The organism is Burkholderia sp. MR1-5-21 (genome assembly GCF_053427715.1).
Genome location: NZ_JBSAXD010000055.1, coordinates 1 through 24,216, shown reverse-complemented (window position 1 = coordinate 24,216; position 24,216 = coordinate 1). Strand labels below are relative to the sequence as shown.

22 protein-coding genes are annotated in these 24,216 nt (G+C 62.2%); 6 read left to right on the top strand and 16 right to left on the bottom strand.

Annotation, left to right across the window (positions count from 1 at the left end):
- The first annotated feature begins 101 nt into the window (after nucleotides 1–101).
- The 4 genes from ACV229_RS39235 (at nucleotide 102) to ACV229_RS39220 (ending at nucleotide 4,172) form a co-directional block, all read left to right on the top strand.
- A complete protein-coding gene (locus tag ACV229_RS39235; RefSeq protein ID WP_448088433.1) occupies nucleotides 102–1,304 on the top strand; it encodes a 3-oxoadipyl-CoA thiolase in 1,203 nt (400 codons plus the stop codon).
- Between the two features lie 87 nt (nucleotides 1,305–1,391).
- Complete coding sequence (locus ACV229_RS39230; protein WP_448088420.1) at nucleotides 1,392–2,492, top strand: catalase family peroxidase; 1,101 nt, start codon at nucleotides 1,392–1,394, stop codon at nucleotides 2,490–2,492.
- Nucleotides 2,493–2,539: 47 nt separating this feature from the next.
- Nucleotides 2,540–3,025, top strand: coding sequence for a cytochrome b (locus tag ACV229_RS39225; protein WP_448088419.1), 486 nt, complete (start codon nucleotides 2,540–2,542; stop codon nucleotides 3,023–3,025).
- 163 nt (nucleotides 3,026–3,188) lie between these two features.
- Nucleotides 3,189–4,172 (top strand): LLM class flavin-dependent oxidoreductase, encoded by a 984-nt coding sequence (locus ACV229_RS39220; protein ID WP_448088432.1) that lies wholly within the window; start codon nucleotides 3,189–3,191, stop codon nucleotides 4,170–4,172.
- A gap of 51 nt (nucleotides 4,173–4,223) precedes the next feature.
- Here ACV229_RS39220 and ACV229_RS39215 read toward each other — a convergent pair whose 3' ends face one another.
- The 5 genes from ACV229_RS39215 to ACV229_RS39195 all read right to left on the bottom strand — a co-directional run bounded on the left by ACV229_RS39215 (nucleotide 4,224) and on the right by ACV229_RS39195 (nucleotide 9,677).
- Nucleotides 4,224–4,607 (bottom strand): cupin domain-containing protein, encoded by a 384-nt coding sequence (locus ACV229_RS39215; RefSeq protein ID WP_448088418.1) that lies wholly within the window; start codon nucleotides 4,605–4,607, stop codon nucleotides 4,224–4,226.
- Between the two features lie 149 nt (nucleotides 4,608–4,756).
- On the bottom strand, nucleotides 4,757–5,872 hold the full coding sequence (locus ACV229_RS39210; protein ID WP_448088417.1) for an alkene reductase: 1,116 nt from the start codon (nucleotides 5,870–5,872) through the stop codon (nucleotides 4,757–4,759).
- 533 nt (nucleotides 5,873–6,405) lie between these two features.
- The gene (locus ACV229_RS39205) at nucleotides 6,406–7,530 is read right to left on the bottom strand and encodes an alkene reductase (protein ID WP_448088431.1); all 1,125 of its coding nucleotides are present in this window, start codon (nucleotides 7,528–7,530) and stop codon (nucleotides 6,406–6,408) included.
- 49 nt (nucleotides 7,531–7,579) lie between these two features.
- A complete protein-coding gene (locus tag ACV229_RS39200) occupies nucleotides 7,580–8,602 on the bottom strand; it encodes an LLM class oxidoreductase (RefSeq protein WP_448088416.1) in 1,023 nt (340 codons plus the stop codon).
- A 145-nt stretch (nucleotides 8,603–8,747) separates the two neighbouring features.
- Nucleotides 8,748–9,677, bottom strand: coding sequence for a LysR family transcriptional regulator (locus tag ACV229_RS39195; protein ID WP_448088415.1), 930 nt, complete (start codon nucleotides 9,675–9,677; stop codon nucleotides 8,748–8,750).
- Nucleotides 9,678–9,856: 179 nt separating this feature from the next.
- On the opposite strand from ACV229_RS39195, the gene ACV229_RS39190 reads away from it, so the two are divergent.
- Complete coding sequence (locus tag ACV229_RS39190; RefSeq protein ID WP_448088414.1) at nucleotides 9,857–10,795, top strand: nuclear transport factor 2 family protein; 939 nt, start codon at nucleotides 9,857–9,859, stop codon at nucleotides 10,793–10,795.
- A gap of 22 nt (nucleotides 10,796–10,817) precedes the next feature.
- Here the strand turns inward: ACV229_RS39190 and ACV229_RS39185 are convergent, their stop codons facing one another.
- Both ACV229_RS39185 and ACV229_RS39180 read right to left on the bottom strand, forming a co-directional pair.
- Nucleotides 10,818–11,729: a LysR family transcriptional regulator gene (locus tag ACV229_RS39185; RefSeq protein WP_448088413.1), complete on the bottom strand. Its 912-nt coding sequence runs from the start codon at nucleotides 11,727–11,729 to the stop codon at nucleotides 10,818–10,820.
- A 119-nt stretch (nucleotides 11,730–11,848) separates the two neighbouring features.
- Nucleotides 11,849–12,919, bottom strand: a complete 1,071-nt coding sequence (locus ACV229_RS39180; protein WP_448088412.1) for an LLM class oxidoreductase — start codon at nucleotides 12,917–12,919, stop codon at nucleotides 11,849–11,851.
- Between the two features lie 199 nt (nucleotides 12,920–13,118).
- On the opposite strand from ACV229_RS39180, the gene ACV229_RS39175 reads away from it, so the two are divergent.
- Nucleotides 13,119–14,192, top strand: a complete 1,074-nt coding sequence (locus ACV229_RS39175; protein WP_448088411.1) for a zinc-binding dehydrogenase — start codon at nucleotides 13,119–13,121, stop codon at nucleotides 14,190–14,192.
- A gap of 219 nt (nucleotides 14,193–14,411) precedes the next feature.
- On the opposite strand, the gene ACV229_RS39170 is transcribed toward ACV229_RS39175, so the two are convergent.
- From ACV229_RS39170 to ACV229_RS39130, 9 genes are all read right to left on the bottom strand, one after another.
- The gene (locus tag ACV229_RS39170) at nucleotides 14,412–15,233 is read right to left on the bottom strand and encodes an enoyl-CoA hydratase-related protein (protein WP_448088410.1); all 822 of its coding nucleotides are present in this window, start codon (nucleotides 15,231–15,233) and stop codon (nucleotides 14,412–14,414) included.
- Nucleotides 15,157–16,053, bottom strand: a complete 897-nt coding sequence (locus ACV229_RS39165) for a MaoC/PaaZ C-terminal domain-containing protein (protein WP_448088409.1) — start codon at nucleotides 16,051–16,053, stop codon at nucleotides 15,157–15,159. Before ACV229_RS39165 ends, ACV229_RS39170 begins: the two co-directional genes overlap by 77 nt.
- A gap of 26 nt (nucleotides 16,054–16,079) precedes the next feature.
- Entirely contained in the window at nucleotides 16,080–17,456 is a 1,377-nt protein-coding gene (locus tag ACV229_RS39160) for an MFS transporter (RefSeq protein WP_448088408.1), read from the bottom strand.
- A 71-nt stretch (nucleotides 17,457–17,527) separates the two neighbouring features.
- A complete protein-coding gene (locus tag ACV229_RS39155; RefSeq protein WP_448088407.1) occupies nucleotides 17,528–19,225 on the bottom strand; it encodes a class I adenylate-forming enzyme family protein in 1,698 nt (565 codons plus the stop codon).
- 78 nt (nucleotides 19,226–19,303) lie between these two features.
- Nucleotides 19,304–20,293 carry an NADPH:quinone oxidoreductase family protein gene (locus ACV229_RS39150; protein ID WP_448088406.1) on the bottom strand — a complete coding sequence of 330 codons (990 nt, stop codon included), beginning with the start codon at nucleotides 20,291–20,293 and terminating at the stop codon, nucleotides 19,304–19,306.
- 470 nt (nucleotides 20,294–20,763) lie between these two features.
- Nucleotides 20,764–21,420, bottom strand: a complete 657-nt coding sequence (locus tag ACV229_RS39145; RefSeq protein ID WP_448088405.1) for a DsbA family protein — start codon at nucleotides 21,418–21,420, stop codon at nucleotides 20,764–20,766.
- Between the two features lie 31 nt (nucleotides 21,421–21,451).
- Nucleotides 21,452–22,165, bottom strand: coding sequence for a DsbA family oxidoreductase (locus tag ACV229_RS39140; protein WP_448088404.1), 714 nt, complete (start codon nucleotides 22,163–22,165; stop codon nucleotides 21,452–21,454).
- A 363-nt stretch (nucleotides 22,166–22,528) separates the two neighbouring features.
- Nucleotides 22,529–23,092 carry a hypothetical protein gene (locus tag ACV229_RS39135; protein WP_448088403.1) on the bottom strand — a complete coding sequence of 188 codons (564 nt, stop codon included), beginning with the start codon at nucleotides 23,090–23,092 and terminating at the stop codon, nucleotides 22,529–22,531.
- A gap of 142 nt (nucleotides 23,093–23,234) precedes the next feature.
- The gene (locus tag ACV229_RS39130) at nucleotides 23,235–24,017 is read right to left on the bottom strand and encodes a class II aldolase/adducin family protein (RefSeq protein ID WP_448088402.1); all 783 of its coding nucleotides are present in this window, start codon (nucleotides 24,015–24,017) and stop codon (nucleotides 23,235–23,237) included.
- Nucleotides 24,018–24,216: the final 199 nt, after the last annotated feature.

Here is a 24,216-nt window from a genome sequence, read left to right as displayed (position 1 = left end):
GCGCATCGTGTCGACCGGGAATGCATCGACGCGACGCATGCACGTCACAGCCGCCCTTGTGCCGGTCCCCGTTACTGCAGCGCCCTTATCAGGAGTCGACCATGCTTGATGCTTATCTCTACGCCGGACTTCGAACACCATTCGGACGCGTGGCCGGCGCGCTCGCCCCGGTTCGTCCCGATGATCTGGTCGCGACGGTCATCCGCCGCGTCGTCGAAGACAGTCCGTTTCGCGCTGACCAGATCGAGGACGTCGTGCTCGGTTGTGCATGCCAGGCCGGCGAGGACAGCCGGAACGTGGCCCGTCACGCGGCCCTGCTGTCAGGCTTGCCGCCAGGCACGCCCGGCCAGACCGTCAACCGCCTGTGCGCGAGCGGCCTCGCCGCCGTCCTCGACACGGCGCGGGCGATCACGGCCGGAGAAGGCGCGCTGTATGTGACGGGCGGCGTCGAGAGCATGAGCCGCGCGCCGTTTGTCGTTGCCAAGAGCGAGGCAGCCTTTGGCCGCGAGTTCAAGGTCTACGATTCGGCCATCGGCGCACGCTTTCCGAATCCCCTGATCGAACGTCAGTTCGGCGGCGACACGATGCCGCAAACCGCCGACAACGTGGCGAGCGACCTCGGGCTGACGCGCGAGGACAGCGACCGCTTTGCGGCTGCTTCGCAGGCCAGGTTCGCCGCGGCCCAGGCATCGGGGTTCCTCGCCGGCGAGATCCTTCCGGTTTCCGTGCCGACCGGCAAGAAAACCCCGCCGAAAGTGATCGAGCTCGACGAACACCCGCGCGCCGACACCACGCTGGAAACGCTCGCGTCGTTGCGCCCGCTGCAAGCCGGCGGCGTGACGACCGCCGGCAACGCATCGGGTGTCAACGACGGTGCGGTCGCATTGCTCGTCGGCAACCGCGCGATCGGGGAAGCCGCCGGCATCAAGCCGATGGCGCGCATCCTGGCCGGCGCCGCGGCCGGCGTCGAACCGCGCGTGATGGGAATCGGCCCGGCACATGCCATTCCCAAGGCCCTGGAACGGGCCGGCCTGACGCTTGCGGATATGGATGTCATCGAAATCAACGAAGCGTTCGCGGCACAGGTACTCGGCTGCCTGAAGCTGCTGAACGTGGCATTCGACGATCCGCGCGTCAATCCGAATGGCGGCGCGATCGCGGTCGGCCATCCGTTGGGCGCTTCGGGCGCACGAATCGTGCTCAATGCGGCGCGCGAGCTCGAGCGGCGCGGCGGACGGTATGCGGTCGTGAGCCTGTGTATCGGCGTGGGTCAAGGACTGGCCGTCGTCATCGAGCGGGTTTGACGCCGGATCGGCTACGGCACGCACGGTCATCGTCGCAGCGCATGCTCGCGACGATGGCCGCTCCCGCGACATCATCAAGAGATCAACATGCAAGACCCGCTCGAATCCCGCCCACCCCGCCCCGGCACGCGGCGGATCGTCCTGCCGATCGTGGCCATCGCCGCAGTCGGCCTGTCCGTGACGGCGGCATGGGCGTGGTCCGCCGGCTGGATCGGCAATCGAGTCACGGCTGCGCGTTTTACCGATGTCATGGAGCAGACCAACGGCAAGATCTACGCGGGCTTCCGACGCGCTCACAGCAAAGGGGGGTGCGTCTCCGGCCGCTTCCGCCCGACATCCGGGGCGGCGTCGCTGTCATCGGCCCGGGTGTTCCGGCAGTCCGACGTACCGGTTCTCGGGCGCCTTTCGATTGCCGGGGCCGATCCGCACGCACCTGACGCGGCTCAGCGCGTGCGAAGCCTGGCCTTGCTGCTTCGGACCGACGACGGTCAGCAGTGGCGCATGGCCATGAACAGCTTTCCGTTCTTCGCCGTGTCCACCCCGTTGGGCTTCTACGAACAGCGCCTCGCTGCGGCGCCCGACCCGGTGACCGGCAAGCCGGACCCGACGAAATTGAGCGCCTTCTATGCAGCGCACCCGGAGGCGCGTCGCTTCGACGCCTGGGCAAAATCGGCCCCGTGGCCCAGCAGCTGGGCCAACACGCAATTCAACAGCGTCGATGCGTTCCGTTTCGTAGCCGCCGACGGGACACGCCGCGACGTGCGCTGGTCCATGCGACCGCAGGCGCCTTTCGTTGCAATGGATGCGCAGCAGCGCGCGCACGCCGATGACGATTACCTGAGCGAGGAATTCCAGCGCCGGCTGACACGCGGCCCCGTCCGTTGGGATCTGGTGGTCACGCTGGCCCAGCCCGGCGATCCGGTCGACGATCCGTCCCGTCCGTGGCCGGAAGGTCGGACCCAGATCGTTGCCGGCACACTGGAACTGGACGGGCTCACACCACAGGCAACCGGTGCGTGCCGCGATGTCAACTACGACCCGCTCGTGCTGCCGAGCGGCATCGAACCCTCCGACGACCCGGTCCTGGCGGCGCGGTCCGCCGTCTATTCGCAATCCTACAATCGCCGCGAACACGAGATCGCCCGCGGCCAGGCATCCGATGCACTCGGACTGGAAGCTCGCCGATGAACCGCCCCGCCCACTTCAACCGACTCGCGCGCCTGCTGCACTGGTCCATGGCGGCACTGATCGTCGCCATGCTCTTCATCGGCGTCGCGATGGTCGCGTCGCTGTCGTTGCGCCCATGGCTGCTGGATCTGCATCGTCCGCTGGGGATCGCCATCGGCGCGCTGGCGCTGGTACGCATCGCAAACCGTCTGTCGGGCCGCTCGCCGATGTTGCCAACCGACCTGCCGCGATGGCAGGTCGCAGCAGCGCACATGTCGCACCTGTTGTTGTACGCGCTGATGATCGGTCTGCCGTTGATCGGCTGGGCGATGTTGTCGGCCGGCGACTTCCCCGTGAAGCTCTACGGCAACGTCGACCTGCCCGCGATCCTGCCGGCGAGTCCCGTCGCGTATGCAAGCCTGCATCTCGTGCACGTATGGCTGGCCTTCCTGCTGTTCGTCACGGTTCTGGCCCATCTGTGCGCGGCATTGCACCACGCATGGATACGCCGGGATGGCGTATTTTCATCGATGGCACGCGGCCCCGCGCGCTGATCGTCGAGCACCGCGTGGTGTGGTTCGGCCGAACAGGCAGAACGCCGATGACGCATCGTCAATTGGGTCCCGTCGAGACCGGGTGACGGTCTGCTGCGCGTATATATCCCCGCCGGGGAATCAATCACACTGTGACTACCTTAAACACCCCGCGCTGAACAAAATGACTGCGTTATCCGTATTGGATCTGGTAATGATCGGCGAAGGCAAGCGCCTTGCCGAGGCCGTCGACGAGTCGCGCCAACTGGCACGCCACGTCGAAAAGCATGGGTACCGGCGCTACTGGATCGCCGAGCATCACGACATGCCGGGCATCGGATCGGCGGCGACGTCGCTGATCATCGGCGAGATCGCGTCGGCCACGACGTCGATCCGCGTCGGCGCCGGCGGCATCATGCTGCCGAATCACGCGCCGCTCGCAGTAGCGGAGCACTTCGGCACGCTCGACAGCCTCCATCCGGGACGGATCGATCTCGGCTTCGGGCGCGCGCCCGGCAGTGCGGGCGCAGCTGTCCGGGCACTGCGCCGCGGCGCACCCGAACGTGATTTCGCGCTGGATGTCCAGGAGGTGATCGACTATCTGGCCGACGACGGCAAGCAACCTGCGCGCGCCGTTCACGAGCCGCATGTCATTCCGGTCTGGATTCTCGGCTCGAGCCTCCATGGCGCCGATCTCGCGGCGAAGCTCGGCTTGCCGTATGCGTTCGCGTCGCACTTTGCGCCGCGCCACCTGTTCGACGCGATTGCCCATTATCGGAAGAACTTTCGTCCTTCCACGCACCTCGCGTCGCCATACGTCACCGTTGGCGTCAATGTTTTCGCGGCCGACACGAACGAGGAAGCCGACTACCTCGCCAGTTCGCATCGGCGCTGGATGCTCGACCTGCACGTGGGTTGCCTGGGCCTGCTGCCAAAGCCGGTCGACGGCTACGTGCAGGGATTGCCCGACCACGAGCGCGAGGTGCTGAACCAGGTGATGGCCTGCACGGTCGCCGGCGACAAGGCAACGGTGGGGGGCGGTCTTCGCGAACTGCTGTCCCGGACCGGTGCGGATGAACTGATGATCGATTCCCGCATCTACGATCCCGTCGCGCGGATGCGTTCGCACGAATACGCTGCGGAATCGATTCGCGATCTGCTGGCATGACGTCCTTGCGTCCCCTTCCCGCAAGGGGACGCCTCCCTGCCCGGACACCGCCTACTTCCCGGGCGCGTCGCCCTCAAGATGCGTGTAGTGGATGTCGAAGGGCTTGTTCGTGATGAACAGGAACGTGACGTCGTTGTCGGCCTGGGCGCCATGCGACATCGTCGACCCTTCCGGGAACCACACGAAGCTGCCGGGGCCGAAGGATCCGGCGCTGGTGACGAGGATGCCGTCAAGCACGTACATCCCGTGAGCACAATTGTGCCAGTGGGAAACGTTCGTGAAGCCCGCCTTGTAGCAGATCTTCGCAACCGACATCCCGGTATCTTCGTCGACGACGCAGAGTTTCTGCGGAATCGTGGCGTTCAGCTCGGGAACATCGAGCAACGCCCAAGGCATCTTGTTCGTGTCGACGACTTTCACTTCCTGCTTGCTCATTTCACCTCTCCTTACGTGACAATGCGTTTCGACATCGCCGACGAGCACGCCGAAAACATCTGTTGCGTCGCCTCGACGTTGCCGTCGAGGCCGCCGTTCCAATCATCGGTCCGGCGAAGTTTCCAGACCGATGCCAGCGTCAGCGCGAACTACTGCGCGGCGCTCGTACCCTGCGCGTACGTCGGATAGTCGGTGTAGCCTTTCTCGGAGCCGCCATACCAGTCCATCGGCGAAGGCATGACGACCGGCGCATCGGTTTTCAGGCGCTCGACAAGATCCGGATTGGCGATGAATGCGCGACCGAATGCAACCAGGTCGGCATCCCCATTGCTGACCAGTGCCTTGGCCTTGTCGCCGCTGATCCCGCCGTTGACGATGACCGGCCCGGAGAAGCCGGGACGGACGATCTCGAGAATCTTCGGGAGATCGGGACGATCAAACCAGCCGTTGGTATCGCCGATGTGCAGGTACGCGACGCCAAACGCTTCCAGCATCGCCGCGACGTACTGGTACGTCTCGACCGGATTCGGATCCCGCACGTTGTTGTAGGCAGCGAACGGCGAAATCCGCACGCCGATGCGATTCAACGGAATGACTTCCGCCACCTGCTCGATGATCTCGCGCAGGAACCGGGCACGATTCTCGACCGAGCCGCCGTATTCGTCGTCGCGCCGGTTGGTCGTCGCCGACAGGAATTGATGAGGCAAGTAGCCGTTCGCAGCGTGGATCTCGACACCGTCGAACCCGGCTTTCACCGCGTTTTCCGCGCCGCGCCGGTATTCCTGCACGGCTTCCTTGACCTCGTCGAGGGTCATCGCTCGCGACGGCGTTGCGTGGATCTTCGTGTAGACGCCGTTCTCCAGCTGCCCCCAGACGTGCAGTTCATGCAGGTCGTCGTTCAGGCCGGAAGGCGACACGGGCGCCTGGCCGTCCAGCAGTGCGAACGAACTGGCGCGACCGGTGTGCCAGAGTTGCGCGACGATACGTCCACCGGCTTTGTGCATCGCGTCCACGACGCGACGCCAGCCTTCGGTCTGGTCCGGCGTATAGAGTCCCGGCGAGCGCTCGAACGATTGCGAGTTCGGCGTGATGTTGATTGCCTCGGAAATCACGAGGCCAGCGCTCGCGCGCTGCGCATAGTACCGCGCCATCAGATCGGTCGGCACGTCGTTCTCGTCGGCGCGCGCACGCGTCAGCGGCGCCATGACGACCCGGTTGGGGAGGCGGATTGCGCCGAGTTCAAAAGAATCAAAAAGCGAAGCCATTCAGTTTTCTCCTTGATGAACCGAACGAGTCGAATAGGTGCGCGAAGCAGGCTCGCTACGTCGACACGCGATTCAATTAATCACACGATCAATAGAGAGACGCGGCGCCAGCACCGAATTGCGCGCTTCTCTACCATCGGAGTGAAACTATATGCACTGACGGGGCGGCGTTAAAGCCGTGGCAGACAAACTTATCGTTAGCAAAATTGCTAACAACAAGGCCCACTCCGCGTCGCAGATTCGCCGCATTGCCTGCGTGGTCACGGCTGGACCGCAGGTGCGTTTACGGGCATCAGGATATGCGCCGGGAAGTGACGGGAGAATGCGCTCGATACGCAACGCTTCATTGCACGAAAGGCAACGGCATTGACACATGTATCAGCGAGTGGCCGTGTCGTTCGCGAGCGCGTCGAGGCGTGCCCTTGCCTCGCGCAAATCGATCGTGTCGAGCCCTTCCGTGAAAAGTCATGGATCCCGGTCAGCACCTGATCCGTCGTTCACCGACCGGCGCACACGCGTGGCCGGTGACGTGGCTATTCGACGCTTTCCGGTTCGCCGATCGCTTCCGGCTCCCGATCGGCATCCGGGCAATACGCCGGATAGTCGGTGTAGCCATGCGTCCCGGCGCCATAGAAGGCGTCACGCCCGGCTTCGGCCAGCGGCCAGCCGTGACGGAGGCGCTCGACCAGGTCGGGGTTCGCGATGAACGGACGCCCGAATACGGCGAGATCCGCCTGGCCGGACTCGATCGCATGCTGCGCAGTTTCGGCGGTAAAGCCACCGGCCAGAATCAAGGTTCCGCGATACGCATCGCGGAAGGCCTGCTGGAATGCCGCCGTGTCCAGATGGCTCGCGTGCACATAAGCGAGATTGCGACGCGAAAGCGCCTCCGCAAGCGCCAGCCATGTATCGTCCTCGCCATCGAACGCGTGCAGATCCGCGAGATGCGCGTTGGGCGACACGCGTACACCGACGCGTGCACGGCCGATTTCGTCGCTGACGGCATCGACGGTCTCCAGCAGCAAGCGTAACCGGTTGTCGATCGATTGGCCGCCGTACACGTCGTCGCGCGTGTTGAGTCCGGCGTTGATGAATTGCTCGAACAGATAGCCGTTGCCGGCGTGAATCTCGACACCGTCGAATCCTGCGGCCATCGCATTGCGCGCCGCCACGCGGAAATCCATGATCACTTGCCGGATACCGGCGATATCCAGCGCAACGGGTGTGCTCGCCGCCACCTGGGCCGGCGAGCCGTCCGTGTCGTAAGCCTGAACGAGCGTGTCGGCAGCGCGCACCGCAACCGATGAAACCGGCGCCTGACCGTTGTCGTGCAACGACGCATGGGAAACCCGGCCAACGTGCCAGAGCTGAATGAAAATCCGCCCGCCGGCTCGATGTACCGCGTCGGTCGTGCGCTTCCAGCCGGCAATTTGAGCCGGTGTATGAATCCCTGGCGTGCACAGGTAGCCACGGCCTTGTGCGGAGACCTGCGCACTCTCGGTGATGATCAACCCCGCGCCCGCACGCTGCGCGTAGTAGGTCGCCATATGCGGCGGCGGAACGGTATCGACCGCGCGTGCGCGTGTCATCGGTGCCATGACGACCCGGTTGGACAAGCGCAGGCCGGAGAGATCGTAAGAATCGAACAGCGACGGCATGATGGGTTGCTCCACAAACGGACGCAGGCTCACCTGCGTTCCTCGATGATCAGACATGCGAAGGAAAATCCGGCAGCACATATTCGGCCAGTTCATCCAGGATCTCGTCATAAGGCTGACGGCTGACCTTCGGATTGAGCGCGACGTGCGAGACGCCGGCCTGCCTGGCAAGCGTCAGGTAATCGCGTAATCCGTTCCGGCCGGCGCGAAATCCGCCGGGGATACGCTGGAACGGCACATCCGGGTCGCCGCTCAAATCGAGGTACCCGCCCAACCCCCAGGGCTTGAATGCGCCGTCCCCCGCCGCCGTGCGAACCTGGGCGCGCCATTGCGCCCCGAATTGCGTCAGCCGGTCCGCATTGGGCGCTGCGCCAAGGAAGCCATCGAGGTGATGTGCGAGCCATTCGATGCTCTGCTGCGCCTGCCCCACGGCGATCGCCGGCACCCGCCCGAACGGCGCCTTGGGCACGAGGTCCAATCCGCCGTTCGATCCGCCGAAGCGTGCGGATTCGAAATGCGGGAAACGCTCCTCGGAGACGGTCCGATACACCGCATACGCATCGCGGTAACGATCGCCGCGGCTCTCGTAATCGATACCGAACATCGGGTAGTCGCTGTAGCGGTCGCCCGAGGACAGGCCGAGCACCAGGCGGCCGCCGCTCAGTTGATCCAGCGACGTCGCCTGCTTCGCGAGGTTCAGCGGTTCGCGCGTCGGCAGCACGATGCCGGTGGTTCCCAGCGCAATGCTTTGCGTGGCTGCGGCCAGATACGAGATGTAGACGAGCGGCTCGAAGATCTGCGCGACGTCCCCGTAATGCGGGTCGTAGAAAGGCACGTCGCGCATCCACAGCGCGCCGAACCCCAGCGCCTCCGCTCGCTGGGCCATCTGCACATGACCACGCATCGTCGGTGCCGGCCGTCCCGGGTGGGTTTCCAGTGGCAGGATCAGGCCGAGTGTCAGTGATGCCGGCCGGAAAAGGCGTTGGAAGCCCGGATGCTGCTGAAGCGCAGGATGGAGAATCCCTGTATCGGCGACGTCTGCCGGCGGCGCCGCGGTAATTGAGTCAGTCATGGCTATGACCTCGTGGTTTCGCGTTACCCACAGTGTCATTGATTCCATGATGAGGATAAACGGGGCAATGTGACCCGTACTCGGTCCCACGAGGACCCAATCCACGAACAGCCTCCTGCTGGTCCGCGCCGCCCCGACGGCACGGCTAGCTGGCGGCAGGCTCTACCCTCTCCCACGGCACGCCGGCTGCCCAGGATTCCACCAGCAGATCGATGAACGCGCGAACGCGCGGCGACAGGTGACGTTTGCTCGGGTAGATCAGGCGGACGGGATCAGGCGCCGGGCGATAAGCACTCAGCACCTCGACCAGCGTACCGGCACGCAGATCGTTGCCGGTAATGTATGTCGGCAGGTAAACGAGGCCGAAGCCGGCCAACGCTGCCGCGCGCATCGCCTCCGAACTGTCGATGTTCAAACGGCCCGGCTTTTCGAACACATAGGGGCCATCAGACGTGTCGTAGCGCCACGCACGCGGATGCTCCGCGCTGAGCAGCACGATCGTGTCGTGCCCGTCCAGATCCTGCGGAATGCGCGGCGTCCCGCGCCGGGCAAGGTAATCGGGTGACGCACACGTGACGAACTGCTGCGAAGCGACGGTACGCGTCAGGATCTGCGAGTCGTCTTTGGGCGTGCCGATCCGGACAGCGATATCGAATCCCTCGTCGACCAGATCGACGAAGCGGTCGGTAAACCAGATGTCGGCACGCAAATCGGGCCATTGCTTCAGAAACGCGTCGAGGATCGGCAGGATGTGACGCTGACCGAAGGACAGCGGTGCCGTCAACTTGAGGGTGCCGGTCGGCTTGCCGCGGCGCTGGGCCATCATCGCGTCCACCTCGTCGAGATCCTGCAGGATCTGGTGGCAACGCTCGTACATGACCCGGCCTTCGTCCGTCAGGCTCAACGTCCGCGTCGTGCGGTTGAGCAGGCGCACGCCCAGTCGCGTTTCGAGGCGCAGGATCGATTTGCCGACAGCCGAGCGGGTCAATCCCAGCGACGATGCCGCGGCGGTGAAACTGCCGGCTTTCACCGCCGCGACAAAGGCCGTGATATCGCCGAATCGGTTGGGTTCCAAAGTAGCCAGTGCCTCGCAATACGACAGGATAAGCAACGTTCCCGGACATGGGAATCCATATCCCCAATCATCGCCCTATCCTTCCAGTCTGTCGAGAAACAACTCGTATCGAGCCCCGGCCGTCGCATGAAAGGCCATTCGTCCTTCCGCATTCCCCGGCCGATCAAAGGAGAAATTCGATGTCATCCACCATGTCACGTGGTCAATTGTTCGACATGCTCAATACATTCGTCGATGCGTGGGCCAATCGTCGCGCGTCCCCGATCGACAATCTGCTCGCCGAAGATGTCGATCTGTTCAGCAGCCACAACGGACATGTCCACGGAAAGGACAGTGTGGTCAGTCTGCTGCGCGATGGTTTTCCGGGCGCCCAGGCAGTCAGCATCGCCGCGACCAATCGGGTGGCGCGCGCCAATGGCGACATCGCCGTCGTCAGTGCCTATGTTCACGGCGAAGTCCGGCCATCTGCCGTACGTCGCGATGCGAAAGTCGCCGGATTCGGCGGTGTTGCAGTCCTGACCTTTGAAACACGGCAATCCGGGACTCGCATTCGTGAAATCAGGATTCAGCTCAACGGGGTCCAGGGCGACGCGAACTTGCTGTCCGGCTGGAAACTGCCCCCTGCGGATCGCGCGTGGAAACCCGGTGACACGCCGGCCGTCGTCGTCAGCGAACTCGACGCGCCGTGGCATCGCATTCCGGAATCCTCGTTGCCCGTCAGCAACGAGGAAGCCATTGCCGACGCATGGTTCCGCTACGCTTGGGCGCTCGATCAAGCCGATTTCGTGCTGTTCGCCGACGCCTTCAGCGAGCACGCAGAAGCCGAACTGACGCCCATGGGCCATCTGAAAGGTCGTCGCGAGCTGATGACCACACTGAAGGCGTTCCGCCTGCCCTGGCCATGGATGCAGCACCATGGTGAACCACTCCGCATCGACGTCGGGCCCGACGGCGATCACGCGGCAATGGTGCTGGGAAGAATCATGCCCGGACGCACCGACGACGCCGCCGGCAAGCGGTTATTTGGTGCGCATTACCGGATCCGTCTCGTGAAGGAGAACGCCGGCGTATGGAAGATCGACCGCATGGAATATTTTCCCGGCTGGTTCAGCGCATGAGGACATGCGTGCCATCCGGCACTCATGCACCCAGCGTTTCACGACAGGATTCGAATACATCCGTCACCCAGGAAATGAAAGCGGAAAGCTTGGGCGCAAGGTGGCTGCGCTGCGAGTACACGACGGAAATGGGTTTCTGCGGCACCGGATACTTCGGCAGCACTTCGACGAGTTCGCCACGCGTCAACTCATCCTGCACGGCAAACCGTGCTGGCTGAGTCAGGCCGAAACCCGCTTTCGAAAGCGCGATATAGGAGTCGGAGTTGTTCACCCGAACGCTGCTGGTCATCCGGATCGTGGTCGGCCCGGCATCGGTCTGGAAATCGAACGTCGGCGGCCGAACACCTTTTCCCGACGTGTAATACACGACCCGGTGATCGGTCAGGTCGTCGAGTGTTTCGGGGACACCTGCACGCTTCAGATAGTCCGGAGAGGCCACCGTCACGCGCTTGAACACGCCCACCTGCCGCGCGATCATCGTCGAATCGCCCAATGCGCCGACGCGAATCGCGCAATCGACACCCTCCTCGATCAGGTCCACGATCCTGTCGGTTGCCCCGACGATCAGGTCGATGCCCGGATACATGTCCCGAAACGCGGCCAGCTTCGGAACGATCACACACTTCGCAATCGACGTCTGCATGTCGATTCTCAGTGTGCCAGTGGGCTTCGCCACGCCCAGCCGATAAACGGACTCGCTCTCGTCGACCGCATTCAGAATCTTGACCGAGGACTCGTAATAGAGCCGGCCCTCCTCGGTCAGGTGAAGTTTTCTTGTTGTTCGATTGATCAACCGTACGCCCAGACGTGTCTCGAGGTCCTTGATGGCCCGCGTCACGACCGGTTTGGCGAGCTGCAACGTATCGGCTGCCTTCGAAAAACCGTTCACGTCGACGACACGAACGAAAATCTGCATTGCCTGGAATCTGTCCATTTACCACTCCACCGGCGCCCCAGGCCATCCTGCCTCGAGGCCCAAATACTGCGGCGCATCTTCCACCATCCGATGTCCGCATGACTGCTCGCTCGATCCGGACACACGTCCCGCCCGGCTCACGCTTCGGCTCGGCCATGCGACGGAAAATGCGGAAGCACATACTCGGACAACTCGTGCAGGATTTCCGCGAACGGCCGCCGCGACGGCTTCGGATTGAATGCCGTGTGGCTGACGCCAGCCTGCCTGAGCGTCTCGAGATACCGGATCAATCCGTTTCGGCCGACCCGTATTCCCGCCGGAATCGCCGTCAGCGGGAAATCCGGGTCTTCCTCGAACTGCAGGAACAGCCCTTCGAAGAACGGCTTGAATACGCCATCACCGTTCACCCGTCTGACGGCGTCGAACCACGTCCTGGTGATCATCGAGACACGCTCGAGACCGACGTTGTAGAAGAACCAGCCATCCGCATGCGTCGCGATCCATTCGACATCCTGCCTGCTCCGTCCCGTGACGAACATCGGGATCTTGCGTACTGTCGGCTTCGGAATCGTATCGACGCGCCCCGTCAAGGTCCCGAATCGCGCAAACGCGCCAACGGGAAAATCCTGTTCGGTTGCGACGCGGAGCAATTCAAACGCCTCCCGGAACCGGTCGCCGCGCAGTTCGAAGTCGTGTTCAAGCCCGAATGCCGGGTACTCGACCGCCCTGTCGCCGGATGCAACCCCAAGCAGCAGACGGCCGTCCGTCAGGCGATCGATCGATGCAGCCTGTTTCGCGAGAAGCAGCGGGTGCCGCAACGTGATCACGGCGCTGCCGGTGCCGAGCGCGATCCTCGATGTATTCGCGGCAAGGAAACCCAGATACGTGAATGGATCGAAAATCTGCCCGACGTCACCGAACTGGGGATCGTAGGTCGGAACGTCCCGCGCCCAGAGTGCGGCGAAGCCCAGCTCATCGGCCAGGCGGGTCAAGGCGGCATGGTCCTTCATCGTCGGCACCGGCGTGTCCGGATAACCTTCGAGGGGCAAGATGAACCCCAAGGTCAAACGATTCGGAGCGAACACGCGGGAATAGCCGCTCAGACCGGCAAACGCGCGGTCTTCCCTGATCTCTTCTGCTGTCACGACACACTCCTCAAAGCAATGGCCTCGGAACTCCCCGCTCCTGAAGGGGTAAACACCTAACATCGAAACACACTCGTATTGTCGGTCACTCGCTACAATTTATCAACCGATCACTTACGGATCGGCAAGAAGGACGAGACTGATACGGAGGTGCGAGAAAGCCCCGCGCCGGCCCGGTATCAGAAGACGGTTCATGCATCTGCAGAGCAGCCTTCCCGGTCGCGCTCTGCGTCGAGATGCGCGCTGTTCACAGGAGAGCTACATGGCTACCATGAAAGCAACGGTATTCGTAGAACCCGGTCGTATCGCACTTGAAGACAAGCCGATTCCCGATATCGGGCCGACCGACGCGCTGATCCGCATCACCACCACGACGATATGCGGCACTGACATCCACATCCTGAAGGGCGAATACCCGGTCGAAAAGGGACTGACGCTCGGCCACGAACCGATCGGCATCATCGAAAAGCTCGGTTCCCAGGTCAAGGGTTACCAGGAAGGCCAGCGCGTGCTGTGCGCGGCCGTCACACCGTGTGGCCAATGTTCGTCGTGTCTGATGGGCTTCCACTCCCAATGCGGCAGCCGGTCGCCCAGCGGCTGGAAGATTGCGGGCGGCTGGAAGATCGGCAATTACCTGGACGGCTGCCAGGCCGAGTACTTCGTCGTGCCTGACGCCCAGGCCAATCTCGCGCTGATCCCGGACAATCTGACGGACGAAGACGTCCTCCTCATTCCCGATATCGTCAGCACCGGGTTTTCTGCCGCCGAATCTGCCGGAATCAAGATCGGTGATGTCGTCGTTGTCATCGCACAAGGACCTATCGGCCTCTGCGCGACGAGTGGCGCACGCCTCATGGGCGCCGGCCTGGTCATCGCCGTCGATCCCGTTGAAGAGCGGCTCCAGAAAGCGAAGACGATGGGTGCCGATGTTGTCCTCAATCCGACGAAGTGCGATGTCGTCGACGAAGTGATGAAACTCACGCAAGGCGTAGGCGCGGACGTCGCCCTCGAATGTCTTGGCAGGGACGAGACGATCGGGACGTGCGTCAACGTCACACGTCCGGGCGGCACGATTTCGAGCGTCGGCATCTACTCCAAGAGCATTCCGATTCCGCTCGACGGTTTCGGTGCCGGCCTGGCCAACAAACGGATCGTCACGTCGACCTGCCCGGGCGGCAAGGAACGAATGCGCCGACTCCTCAACGTCGTGTCGAGCCAGCGCATCAAGCTCGACCACCTCGTGACGCACCACTACTCGCTCGACGATGTCGTGGAAGCCTATGACCTGTTCGGCCATCAACGCGACGGCGTCGTGAAACTGGCGCTGAAGCCGTAGCCGGACGTCATCGCCGCCTACGCAATCGGATCGATCGGATCGACCCGCACTCGATTGCGCGAGCGAGTGTCTCGCATGCGCGATCGAGCGCGTCGCGTGGGGCCGATCCGGGTCATGTTGAACCTTGCTGCCCGTCAGCAGGCATGCGCACCGGACTGACGGGCCCTGCTTGCATTTCCGGAATCAAATTGACGTCCTCGCATTGCGAGGCAGGCAACATCACGCGCGATACCAGGACGGCGGACGCTTCTCGACGAATGCGTCGACGCCCTCTTTCGCATCGCGGCTCGCCCAAAGACGGGCAATCGCGGGATGTTCCCAAAGCGCCGGATCCGCCGAACCGGACATGACCGGGTTTGCGGCGACAACCTCGGCGGTCGCCTCGATGGCGAGCGGCGAGCACTTCAGGATCGCCGTCGCGTGACGCATCGCCGTTTCAATCAGGCTCGGCGCCGGCACGACTTCGTTGACCAGCCCGAAACGCAATGCCGCCGCCGCGTCGACGGACTCTCCTGTCAACAGCAGTTGCATCGCGAATTTCAGCGGAATGTGTTGTGCGAGCCGCTGTATTCCCCCCTCGATCGCGGCGAGACCGACTCGCGGTTCGGGCAGCGCGAAACGCGCGGTGTCGGCCGCGACGGCGAGGTCGCATGCGAGGAGAATCTCGACGCCTCCACCCAATGCGACACCGTTCACTGCCGCGATGACGGGCTTGCGCCGGCCAAAGCGCCGGCTCAACCCCGCAAATCCGGATGGCGGTTTTTTCGCGGGGTCGAGATCGTCCTTGATATCGCTGCCTGCGCAAAAGGCATTCGGACCGCTTCCGGTAATGATGGCCACCCGCAATGACGGATCGGCTTCGAAGCCATCGAATAGCTCCGCCAGCTCATGATGCGCACCGACATTCAGCGCGTTGCGGCACTCGGGGCGGTTGATGGTGACGATGAGAATCTGACCGCGTGCTTCACGCGTGACGAACCGGAGTGTCATGTTCAAGCCCTGTGCGGAGACTGAAATACCCGTCGTCGATGACGACGGCACGACGGGACGGAGCCTGTACCCGAAAACGGGCGACGTCGGCTTGCGTCTGCCAGATCTGGAGCGTCAGGTCGTCGCCCGGATAGACCGGTGCGGTAAAGCGGACCTTCATCTCCTTCACCGAATTCGGATCGTTCCGGGCGATCGAGCGGACGAGTGCGTGACCGACCATGCCGAACGAGCACAGGCCATGCAGGATGGGCCGCTCGAAACCCATGGCCGCGGCGATTGCCGGGTCGACGTGAAGCGGATTGTCGTCGCCGCTCAGGCGGTAGATCAGGGCCGCACGCGGTGCGACGTGGAGCCGGATCTCACGGTCCGGCGGCTCGGCTGGCATCGCCTGCTTCGCGGTCGAAGGCCATGCCGGACCGCCAAAGCCGCCTTCACCTCGGCACAGTTCGGTGCTGGAGAGCGACGCAAGCAGCTGCCCGCTTCGTGCATCGACAAGGTCGCGAGACGTCGCGAGCACGGCGCCGCGCCCCGGACCGCGATCGTAGACCCCGTCCACGCGGCTGCGTCCGATCACGGCCCCCTCTGCAGCGGGCAATTGGTGAATGACCAGCTTCTGTTCGACATGAAGCACGGCCCGCCAGTCGATTCCGGTCTCCGGCTGGCGAATCCAGAATCCCGGATAGCCGAGCACGACCGCCATCGTCGGCAACGCGACAAGGCCCTCCTCATAGACGAAGCGCAGATCCGCAACGTCGTGGGGGATTGCGCCTGCACCGACACCAAGCGCGTACAGGATCGTGTCCCGTTTCGTATACCGGTGGTGAACTTCGTCAAATTTCCAGTTCGTCAATGCGGGATAGTCGATGGCCAACTCGCTTCTCCGTTCACGTAGGCGGGTTATCGCGCGGAATCGGCAGCAGCGCCGATGCCGGACGCACGAGCTCGGGTCGACTGTCCCGACCGACCTTCGTCGCCTTCGACAGCCTCGATGTTCTCCAGGTACGTCTCCCGCGCGGCGGAGACTGCAATCAGCGAAAGCAGGCCGCCCGTCATGATGTAGAGCGCAAGCGGCCACGACGCGCCGGTCGACGCATACAGTGCGGCTGCCACGAACGGCACCGGCCCGCTGGTAATCAGGCCGCCGACCTGATATCCGATGGCCGATCCTGTGTAGCGCAAGCGCGTTTCGAACTGCTCGGGCATGAAACTCGCAATCGGACTGTAGGTGCTCGCATGCAGAAGCGGCAGCGCCAGTTGCAACGCCAGGAATACGAAGAGCGGCTTGCCACTGTCGATCAGCCAGAAAAACGGAAACGCCGACAGCGCAACGAGCAGCGCCCCGCCCAGCAACACGGGACGGCGCCCGTACCGGTCCGCCAGCATCGCGAACAACGGAATCGTGAAGATCTGCACGAACGCGGCGGCACAGACTGCACCAAGCACCACATCCCTGGAGAGTCCCGTGCGCTCGGGAACGTAACGCAGGATGAACACGGTCGCCAGGTAAAACAGGATGTTCGGCGACGCGATCGCAAAGATCGTCACGAGCAGCGGCCTGCGCGCGGTCCGGATCACATCGGCCGCCGGGAAGCGCGCCTGCTGCTTTCTCTCCTTCACCGCGGCGAACGCGGGGGTCTCCTCGATCTTCAACCGGATATAGAGACCAAGAAGCACCAGTACCGCGCTACCGATGAACGGAACGCGCCAGCCCCAGCTCATCATGTCGTCCGCAGGCAGCTTCTGGACGAGATAGAACGACGCCGTCGCCAGAACGAGGCCTGCCGGAATGCCGCACTGCGGCCAGCTCCCATAAAACGCCCGCTTGCGCGGCGGTGCGTGTTCGACCGCCATCAGTACCGCCCCGCTCCATTCCCCGCCAATCGCAATGCCCTGCATGATGCGGAAGAAGACCAGCAACACGGGAGCAAGCAGGCCGACCTGGTGGTAGGTGGGCAACAGGCCGACCATCGCCGTGGAAACACCCACGATCGACAGACTGAGCACGAGCATCGCCTTGCGACCGAGCCGATCGCCGAAATGACCGAAGACGATGCCGCCGAGCGGTCTGGCAACGAACGCTGCGCCAAACGCTGCAAACGACGCGAGCGTGCCAGTCAACGCATTCAGGTTCGGGAAGAAAATCTTGTTGAAGATCAGTGCGGCCGCCGTGCCGAACAGGAAAAAGTCGAAATATTCGATCAGCGTGCCGATGAAACTGGCGAAGGCGACCTTCATGATGCCGGTACGCACCCAAGGCCCGTTCGAGCTACCCATGTTTGCCTCCATATCGTTGTCCGCGATTCACGGGCCGACCATTGCGGCCGGGTGTCCCGGTTTCAGTCCGTTCATGCGGACACCTCCCGGACACCCGTCCAGCGCACGGGTTGCGGTACGAGCCGTCCGTCCGTCACCTGGGCGGACAGCTCGCGCTTCAGGATTTTTCCACTGGCGGTCAGCGGAAAATGCTCGACACAGACGAAGTACTCCGGCATGTCGTACTTCGACAAGCCCGCGTCGAACAGATGACAGAGGATGTCGTATGCGTCGACGGGCTCGCCATCGGACGCGATGATGCCGAGGCAAACCTTTTCGCCGAGGCGCTCGTCGCGAACGGGAAATGCGGCGGCCTTCACGACGCGCGCGTGCTTTAGCGCGAGTCCTTCGATCTCGGCCGGGTAGATGTTGTGGCCGCCGCGGATGATCAGATCCTTCGATCGCCCGGCGATCTCCAGGTTGCCACGCTCGTTGAACCGCCCGAGGTCGCCGCTCATGAACCAGCCTCCGGCATTGAACGATGCCTGCGTAGCGGCGGCATTGTTGAAATACCCGAGCATGAGCGACGCCCCGCGCCCGCCGATTTCGCCGATTTCACCCGGCGCCGCTTCGGTATCGCGGTCATGCGTTCGAAAGATGCGCAGCGCGTAACATGAGTTTCCGCGCCCCACGGTTTGCCCGACGGTCTGAATCAGCGTGTCGAGATCGTCGGTCGGCAATGTCGACGTGTGAGAACCGTTCTCCGTCATGCCGTACGTGTTCTGAGGCTTGATGCCCCGCTGGACAAGACGGCGCGCCAGCTCTGCCGGAATGGCCGTGCCCGACAGGTAGAAGACGGTGACGTCGCCCAGCCGGTTCAGCCGGCGTGCGTCGAGTTCGCGAAGAATGTCGATCGCGTGAGTCGGCACGCCCATCAGGTAGCGCGCACGCGAATCAATGATCCGGTCGAGCGGCTGCTCGCCCTTTCGCAGGTCGTTCACCACGAGCTCGCAACCGCTCGCGAGACACTGCACGAGTGCGACCGTCGCCAGGTGATGGCTGAGCGGCCCGAGACAGTACATGATCAGGTCGTGCGTATGTCCCCAATCGGCAACCATCGCACGCCCGTTTGCCAGCAACGTGTTGTCGCTGTGCATGACGGCCTTCGGCTGCCCGGTCGTACCGGAGGTGAACGCAAGATAGGTCACCTTGTCGGGATTGTCGTTGACAGGCTGCCGGGGTCCTGACGCCTCCATGCCCGGAAACACACGAAGATCACCGGACAGTACAGGGTGGCTCCCGTTGCCGCCAGGAAACGCGTAGACGCGCCGCATGCTGCCGATCGCTCCGACACGCTCAAAAATGTTCTTCACGTCGGAGTCGGCGCCATATCCGAGCTGCCCGACGAAAGCGGCAACCGAGCAGCGCTCGAGCAGCGTCAACACCTCGTCGACCGTGTGATTCTGGTGCAGCGACAGCGTGCAGATATAGCCGTTTCGGGAACAGGCCAGCATCAGCACCACACATTCGACGCGATTCGGGAGCCAGCCTGCTACCCGGTCTCCTGTTCGCACGCCTGCATCGTGCAGGTCCGCGGCAACGGCATCTGCCCATTGCGTCAGCTCACGCCATGTCAGCCGCTCGCGGGAATCCCGCAGCGCATGGCTGTCGGGGCGCGCACCGGCGTGCTTGCGCGCCATTGAGTACAACGTATCGTCCTGCCAGACCCGCCGGGCGTAGTACTCTCGCGCAAGACTCGGGTCATGCAGCGTCAGCATGTTGGAACGCATTTCTGTCTCCGGATTGGCTTGTGTTGTGCGTGCGCGGATCGATCTCGATTCGCCGTCCGCGCATCGGATGCGGTCGTGCTATCTGACGTTGACGACGACTTTGCCGCGTACCTGGCCGTCCCGCACGAGCGTCATCGCTTCGGCGGCCTGCTCGAAAGCGAAAGCGCGCATGACGACGGGCCGGACATGTCCTTCGTGCCAGAGACGGAAAAGCGCCTCTTGTGCGGCCCGCACTTTTTCAGGCATGCGATCCCGGTAATCACTCCATTGCAGCCCAGCCACCGAGATGTTCTTCAACAGCAGGTAGTTGACCTTGACCGACGGTATGTCACCGGCGGCAAACCCGATCACGACCACGCGTCCGCACCAGGCCGTCGCGCGAATCGCGCCGCCGAAAAATTCGCCTCCGAGCGGATCGAGCACGACGTCCGCGCCACGTCCGTCCGTGACGGCATGCACTTGCTCGCGGATGCTGTCCCGCAAGCTGCCGCGGGTCAGATCGATGACGTGATGAGCGCCCGACTCGAGCACAACCTTCCGTTCCGCTTCACTCCGGACCGCCGCAACAACGGTTGCACCGAGACCGACCGCGATCTGGACGGCCGCAAGGCCAACCCCGCCTGCTGCACCACCGACCAGCACGGTGTCGCCGGCCTGGTACTGGCCGCGCTCGACCAGCGCAAACCAGGCCGTTTGATAGACGAGCCCCATGGCGGCGGCTTCCGCGTACGCCATCCCGTCCGGGATCCGGAACGACTGTGAAGGCGTAGTCAACGCCTGCTCGGCAAGCGCGCCGAACTCGATCTGGGACATCACGCGATCTCCGGGCACATACCCGGTCACGCCAGGACCGACGGCTCGCACCACGCCCGCAAAATCCTTTCCGGGCGTGAACGGACGCGGCGGCAACAGCTGATATGTCCCGGCAACCGTGAGAATGTCGGGAAAGTTGATGCCTGCCGCCTGCACGTCGACCAGAATCTGGCCGGGGCCAGGCGCCAGATCGGCCACCTCCTCGACACGCATCGCCGACGGTTCACCGTGTTCGTACACTTGATAACTGCGCATGAATCAACCCTCGATCAAATGGGAACGACTTCAGAATTTCTGCCGCGTGACTGCCGCCTGTCGTCAACGCATGTCAACAGTCCGCTGCGTTCGACATCCACTGTTCACGGAATTCGCGTTGCATCACCCGCATTGCATTGACGCGGGGACGTGCCGGGCCTCGGCATCCGGTGCACGGCATACGCGACCAGGCTCAATCGTCAGCAAAACGCATGCCAAACTTCAGGTCGTGGATTTTTAATGACTCAGGCGCGTGGGCACGCACGGCAGACTCGGGTATGTGTCCCGAAAGTGTGTTCGGGACAGTCTGTCGCGTCGACACAGTGTCTTTCGGGAACACACTCGGCGCGTGTGTTGAAGGCATCGATTGCGATGCGGCGAAAGAGGGGCCGGTCCTGCCGTGTACGACGGTCATCGAAGCGCGTTTTTCTCGAATCTTATTTATGCCTCGATGACCGTTCGACGCTCAATTACTCCACCTTTACAGAAGCGAGCTCCTGCCGTAGAACCTCCCGGAAAACATCAGGTCGTCCGAAAAAATTCCCGATGTGAAGCTTGCGAAAGACGCCGTCCTTCTCGATGGCCAGCGTCGGGTACCCCTGACCACGCAATTTTTCCAGCAATGCCTGCGACTCCGTAAAATGCTCGTCGAGATTTCTGGAGGCTTGATCGAACGCTTCCGCGAATATCGAAGAATCAAGACCGATTTCGCCGGCCGCACGAATGATTTCGTCGCGCGTGGCGATCGGACGCCCTTCGACGTAGTACGCCACCTGCAGCTTTTTCAGCATCGCCAGTCCCGCCTTCCCGATCTCTTCCGCAGCGATCATCGCCGCTGTAGGCGGGCCCGAATCCAGCAGCATGCTGTAATCAAACTGCGCTGTTCCCGTATAAGCCTCTCCGAATTTCTGACCACTGAGCGCCGTGATCCGGTCTTCATGCGGACGCACGAATTCTCTCCAGTCAGCCGACATCATTTGAGCCCGCTCGCCGGCGAGCATCCCGCCCGAGTGAGGAACGACCTCCACACCGCTGGTGTCGTCTGCGACCGTCATCAGCGGCGCCAGCCCATAGCACCAACCGCAGAACGGGTCGTATACATAGTGCAGCTTGATGGTCTTGTCCATTTCAGTTCTCCAAATTGAAATAACCGTTTCGCTATCCGCCTAACCTGCACGCACCGCCACTGCATCCAGTGACTTCGTCGAACGCTTCGTCATCAGGATCAACCGCAGCGATCTCCGCACTCATGACTTCCTTCAGCACGCGGGGCGGTTGAGCCCCGTGAATCGTCGATCCGCCGATGACAAATCGCGGTACGCCACGAGCGCCTTCCGAACGCGCATCCCTCTCTTTGGCCAGCACCTCTGCCTTGCCGCGATCGCTGACAAGAAACGCTCGCACCTCGTCGGCGTCGAATCCGACTCCACTCGCGACCTTGACCAACACATCGATGTGCCCGATATTCTCGCCACGCGAGAAATAGGCCGCAAAGATCGCGTCAAATAGCTGATCGGTTCGTTTCGGATCGCCCTTTTCCAACGAAAACTCCATCAGACGGTGTGCGAGAAACGTGTTCGGGGTAATCGCAACCTTGTCATAGTTGAATTCGATCCCAACCGCCCTTCCAGCGGCAGTGACTTCCGCATCCATCTGCAGTGACCGATTCCAGCTGCCGAACTTCCTGGTTCGATACTCTTTTCTATCCATGCCGTTTGGCGGCATGGACGGATTGAGTTCATAAGGAACGAAGGAAATCTCCGGCTCTTTTTCAGAGTCGATCTTTTCAAGCGCTAATTCGAGATTTTTATGACCAATCCAGCACCACGGGCAAATGAAGTCATAAGTGATCTTCACATTGAGCCGTCTCATGATTCATCCTCAAGTGTTACGACCACTGTAGGTTAGACGGGTGGGGTCATTCCTGGAATGGGAACGGGACGCAACTGACCGTTGCGTCTTGCGCAAGCCGCCTGCACAGGTAGTGTCGTCGGCGAATCCACTTGTGCATGAAACGCAATTCTCCGTTGCACCACGACGCCCTTCCCAAATTCCCGTCGCTTGACGATGTGGTTTGGCGCGCCACAAGACGATAAATCGATAGTCTCGACGAGCACGAAACAACGCAAACAGTGTGCTGTTCCGTTACCAGCAGAAGGGCGTGATTGTTTCGACGCACAGGTCAAACGCGTTGCAGTCCAAAGGCGAGTAGCGTCGTGGTACGCAAACGAATTTTCACGACATCAATCGAGTGGCTGGTTCCTCCACTGAATCTGCAACGATCTCGAAGGCGCAATGTGCATTGCCCACTCGGAGCAGCGTGTCCAGTCCACGGCATCGCCTCAGCGCAGCATTAAAGCTGTAGCATTCCCTGAACAGCGTCATCTGAAGTGCGCGGGGCTTCGCATCCAGTTGCGACGCAACTTTTTCGATCGTCCATGGATACCAAGGCAACTGAAACATACTCTGCGTGAGTGCGACACCGAAACCGCGGCTATTGCTTGCATACATCAAGGCGAGCGCATCCCACTCCGGCTCCGACAACGCGCGATCGACTGTCACGCCGAGTTCCAGTCGTCCAGATACTGCCCCGGTTTCGTCCGGAGTCATTTGAACATCAAACAACTCCTCCATTCGAATACGAACGTGGCTACCACCACGAAGCAGTTCTCCACCGGACCCTTTCGAAACCTGATGAATTCCTCGGTCGGAGTGCCATATCAGTGGAAACGGGAAGCGCAGTTCTCTCAGCTCGACGCCACGCGTCGCGACAAATTGATACGCCAACACGACAATCAATCAATGTTCGCCAGTCGCTCTTTCATTGGTTCATGTCCAAGTGAGAACCTGTATCGGGTCAGTGCAATGCCGCCTCAGAAGAAGCAAACTGTCGCACTGCCCGACATACCGCCAACCGGTCACCTCGATATTTCACCTGAGCTCAGACACGATAGCCGCCACCGTCCCGATCGAGAAGTCGCAGCAACGCCGTCCATTCCCGGTCGAGGTGCACCGTATCCAGGTATGCATAGTCGTCGTGCTGCTTGGCAGCATGCTCGCACACCTCCGGCGACGGAATCGTCACCTTCTGCCCCGCAGACAGCGTCGCTACCTGAATCTCGCAAGCTTTGTTCAGGTAGTACATGCGCGTGAAGGCCTCGGCAATCGAACGGCCGGTCGTTAGCAGACCGTGATTGCGCAGGATGAGATACTCCTTTTCGCCGATCGATCTGACGATGCGTTGGCGCTCGTCGAGGTCGAGCGAGATGCCTTCGTAGTCGTGGTACGCAACACGGTTATAGAACTGCATGCTGATCTGGTTGAGCGGCAGCAGTCCGCATTCCATTGCCGCGACGGCCATGCCGTACGTCGTATGAAGATGCACGACGCACTCGACATCATGCCGCGCCTGATGAAGTGCGCTGTGAATCGTGAAGCCAGCCGCATTGACTTCGAAGCGATCGTCGCCGATGGGGTTTCCATTCACGTCGATCCTGACGAGCGAGGATGCAGTGATCTCGTCGAAGAACCATCCATGCGGGTTGATGAGGAATTGGTCGTCGGTGCCGGGCACACGCGCCGAGATATGCGTGTAGATGAGATCGGTCAGCGCGAACTTCGCTGCCAGACGGTATGCGGCGGCAAGTTGCACACGCGTATCCCATTCCGCTTGGGAAATATTGCGCGGCTTGCGATTGATGTGCGAATCAGTAGTGGAAATCATGAAGGATACTCTCCGTTAAGGACGGTGACTGCCGGTAACTATCGGATGTGGCTGAGTAAGTGCGATTCCCAACTACATCCAAGTCAGGAATTCTCAAGAAATTGATGAGTCGTATTAAATGTTTCCGACCAATGCTGGAACCACTTCAAACAGATCGCCGACGAGACCGTAGTCGGCCACGCTGAAGATCGGCGCCTCC

What these genes read in the sequence shown, in the direction of transcription:
- ACV229_RS39235 (WP_448088433.1), top strand. Translation starts at nt 102, where the DNA reads ATGCTTGATGCTTATCTCTACGCCGGACTTCGAACACCATTCGGACGC.
- ACV229_RS39230 (WP_448088420.1), top strand. Translation starts at nt 1,392, where the DNA reads ATGCAAGACCCGCTCGAATCCCGCCCACCCCGCCCCGGCACGCGGCGG.
- ACV229_RS39225 (WP_448088419.1), top strand. Translation starts at nt 2,540, where the DNA reads ATGGCGGCACTGATCGTCGCCATGCTCTTCATCGGCGTCGCGATGGTC.
- ACV229_RS39220 (WP_448088432.1), top strand. Translation starts at nt 3,189, where the DNA reads ATGACTGCGTTATCCGTATTGGATCTGGTAATGATCGGCGAAGGCAAG.
- ACV229_RS39215 (WP_448088418.1), bottom strand. Translation starts at nt 4,607, where the DNA reads ATGAGCAAGCAGGAAGTGAAAGTCGTCGACACGAACAAGATGCCTTGG.
- ACV229_RS39210 (WP_448088417.1), bottom strand. Translation starts at nt 5,872, where the DNA reads ATGGCTTCGCTTTTTGATTCTTTTGAACTCGGCGCAATCCGCCTCCCC.
- ACV229_RS39205 (WP_448088431.1), bottom strand. Translation starts at nt 7,530, where the DNA reads ATGCCGTCGCTGTTCGATTCTTACGATCTCTCCGGCCTGCGCTTGTCC.
- ACV229_RS39200 (WP_448088416.1), bottom strand. Translation starts at nt 8,602, where the DNA reads ATGACTGACTCAATTACCGCGGCGCCGCCGGCAGACGTCGCCGATACA.
- ACV229_RS39190 (WP_448088414.1), top strand. Translation starts at nt 9,857, where the DNA reads ATGTCATCCACCATGTCACGTGGTCAATTGTTCGACATGCTCAATACA.
- ACV229_RS39185 (WP_448088413.1), bottom strand. Translation starts at nt 11,729, where the DNA reads ATGGACAGATTCCAGGCAATGCAGATTTTCGTTCGTGTCGTCGACGTG.
- ACV229_RS39180 (WP_448088412.1), bottom strand. Translation starts at nt 12,919, where the DNA reads ATGTTAGGTGTTTACCCCTTCAGGAGCGGGGAGTTCCGAGGCCATTGC.
- ACV229_RS39175 (WP_448088411.1), top strand. Translation starts at nt 13,119, where the DNA reads ATGGCTACCATGAAAGCAACGGTATTCGTAGAACCCGGTCGTATCGCA.
- ACV229_RS39160 (WP_448088408.1), bottom strand. Translation starts at nt 17,456, where the DNA reads ATGGGTAGCTCGAACGGGCCTTGGGTGCGTACCGGCATCATGAAGGTC.
- ACV229_RS39155 (WP_448088407.1), bottom strand. Translation starts at nt 19,225, where the DNA reads ATGCGTTCCAACATGCTGACGCTGCATGACCCGAGTCTTGCGCGAGAG.
- ACV229_RS39150 (WP_448088406.1), bottom strand. Translation starts at nt 20,293, where the DNA reads ATGCGCAGTTATCAAGTGTACGAACACGGTGAACCGTCGGCGATGCGT.
- ACV229_RS39145 (WP_448088405.1), bottom strand. Translation starts at nt 21,420, where the DNA reads ATGGACAAGACCATCAAGCTGCACTATGTATACGACCCGTTCTGCGGT.
- ACV229_RS39140 (WP_448088404.1), bottom strand. Translation starts at nt 22,165, where the DNA reads ATGAGACGGCTCAATGTGAAGATCACTTATGACTTCATTTGCCCGTGG.
- ACV229_RS39130 (WP_448088402.1), bottom strand. Translation starts at nt 24,017, where the DNA reads ATGATTTCCACTACTGATTCGCACATCAATCGCAAGCCGCGCAATATT.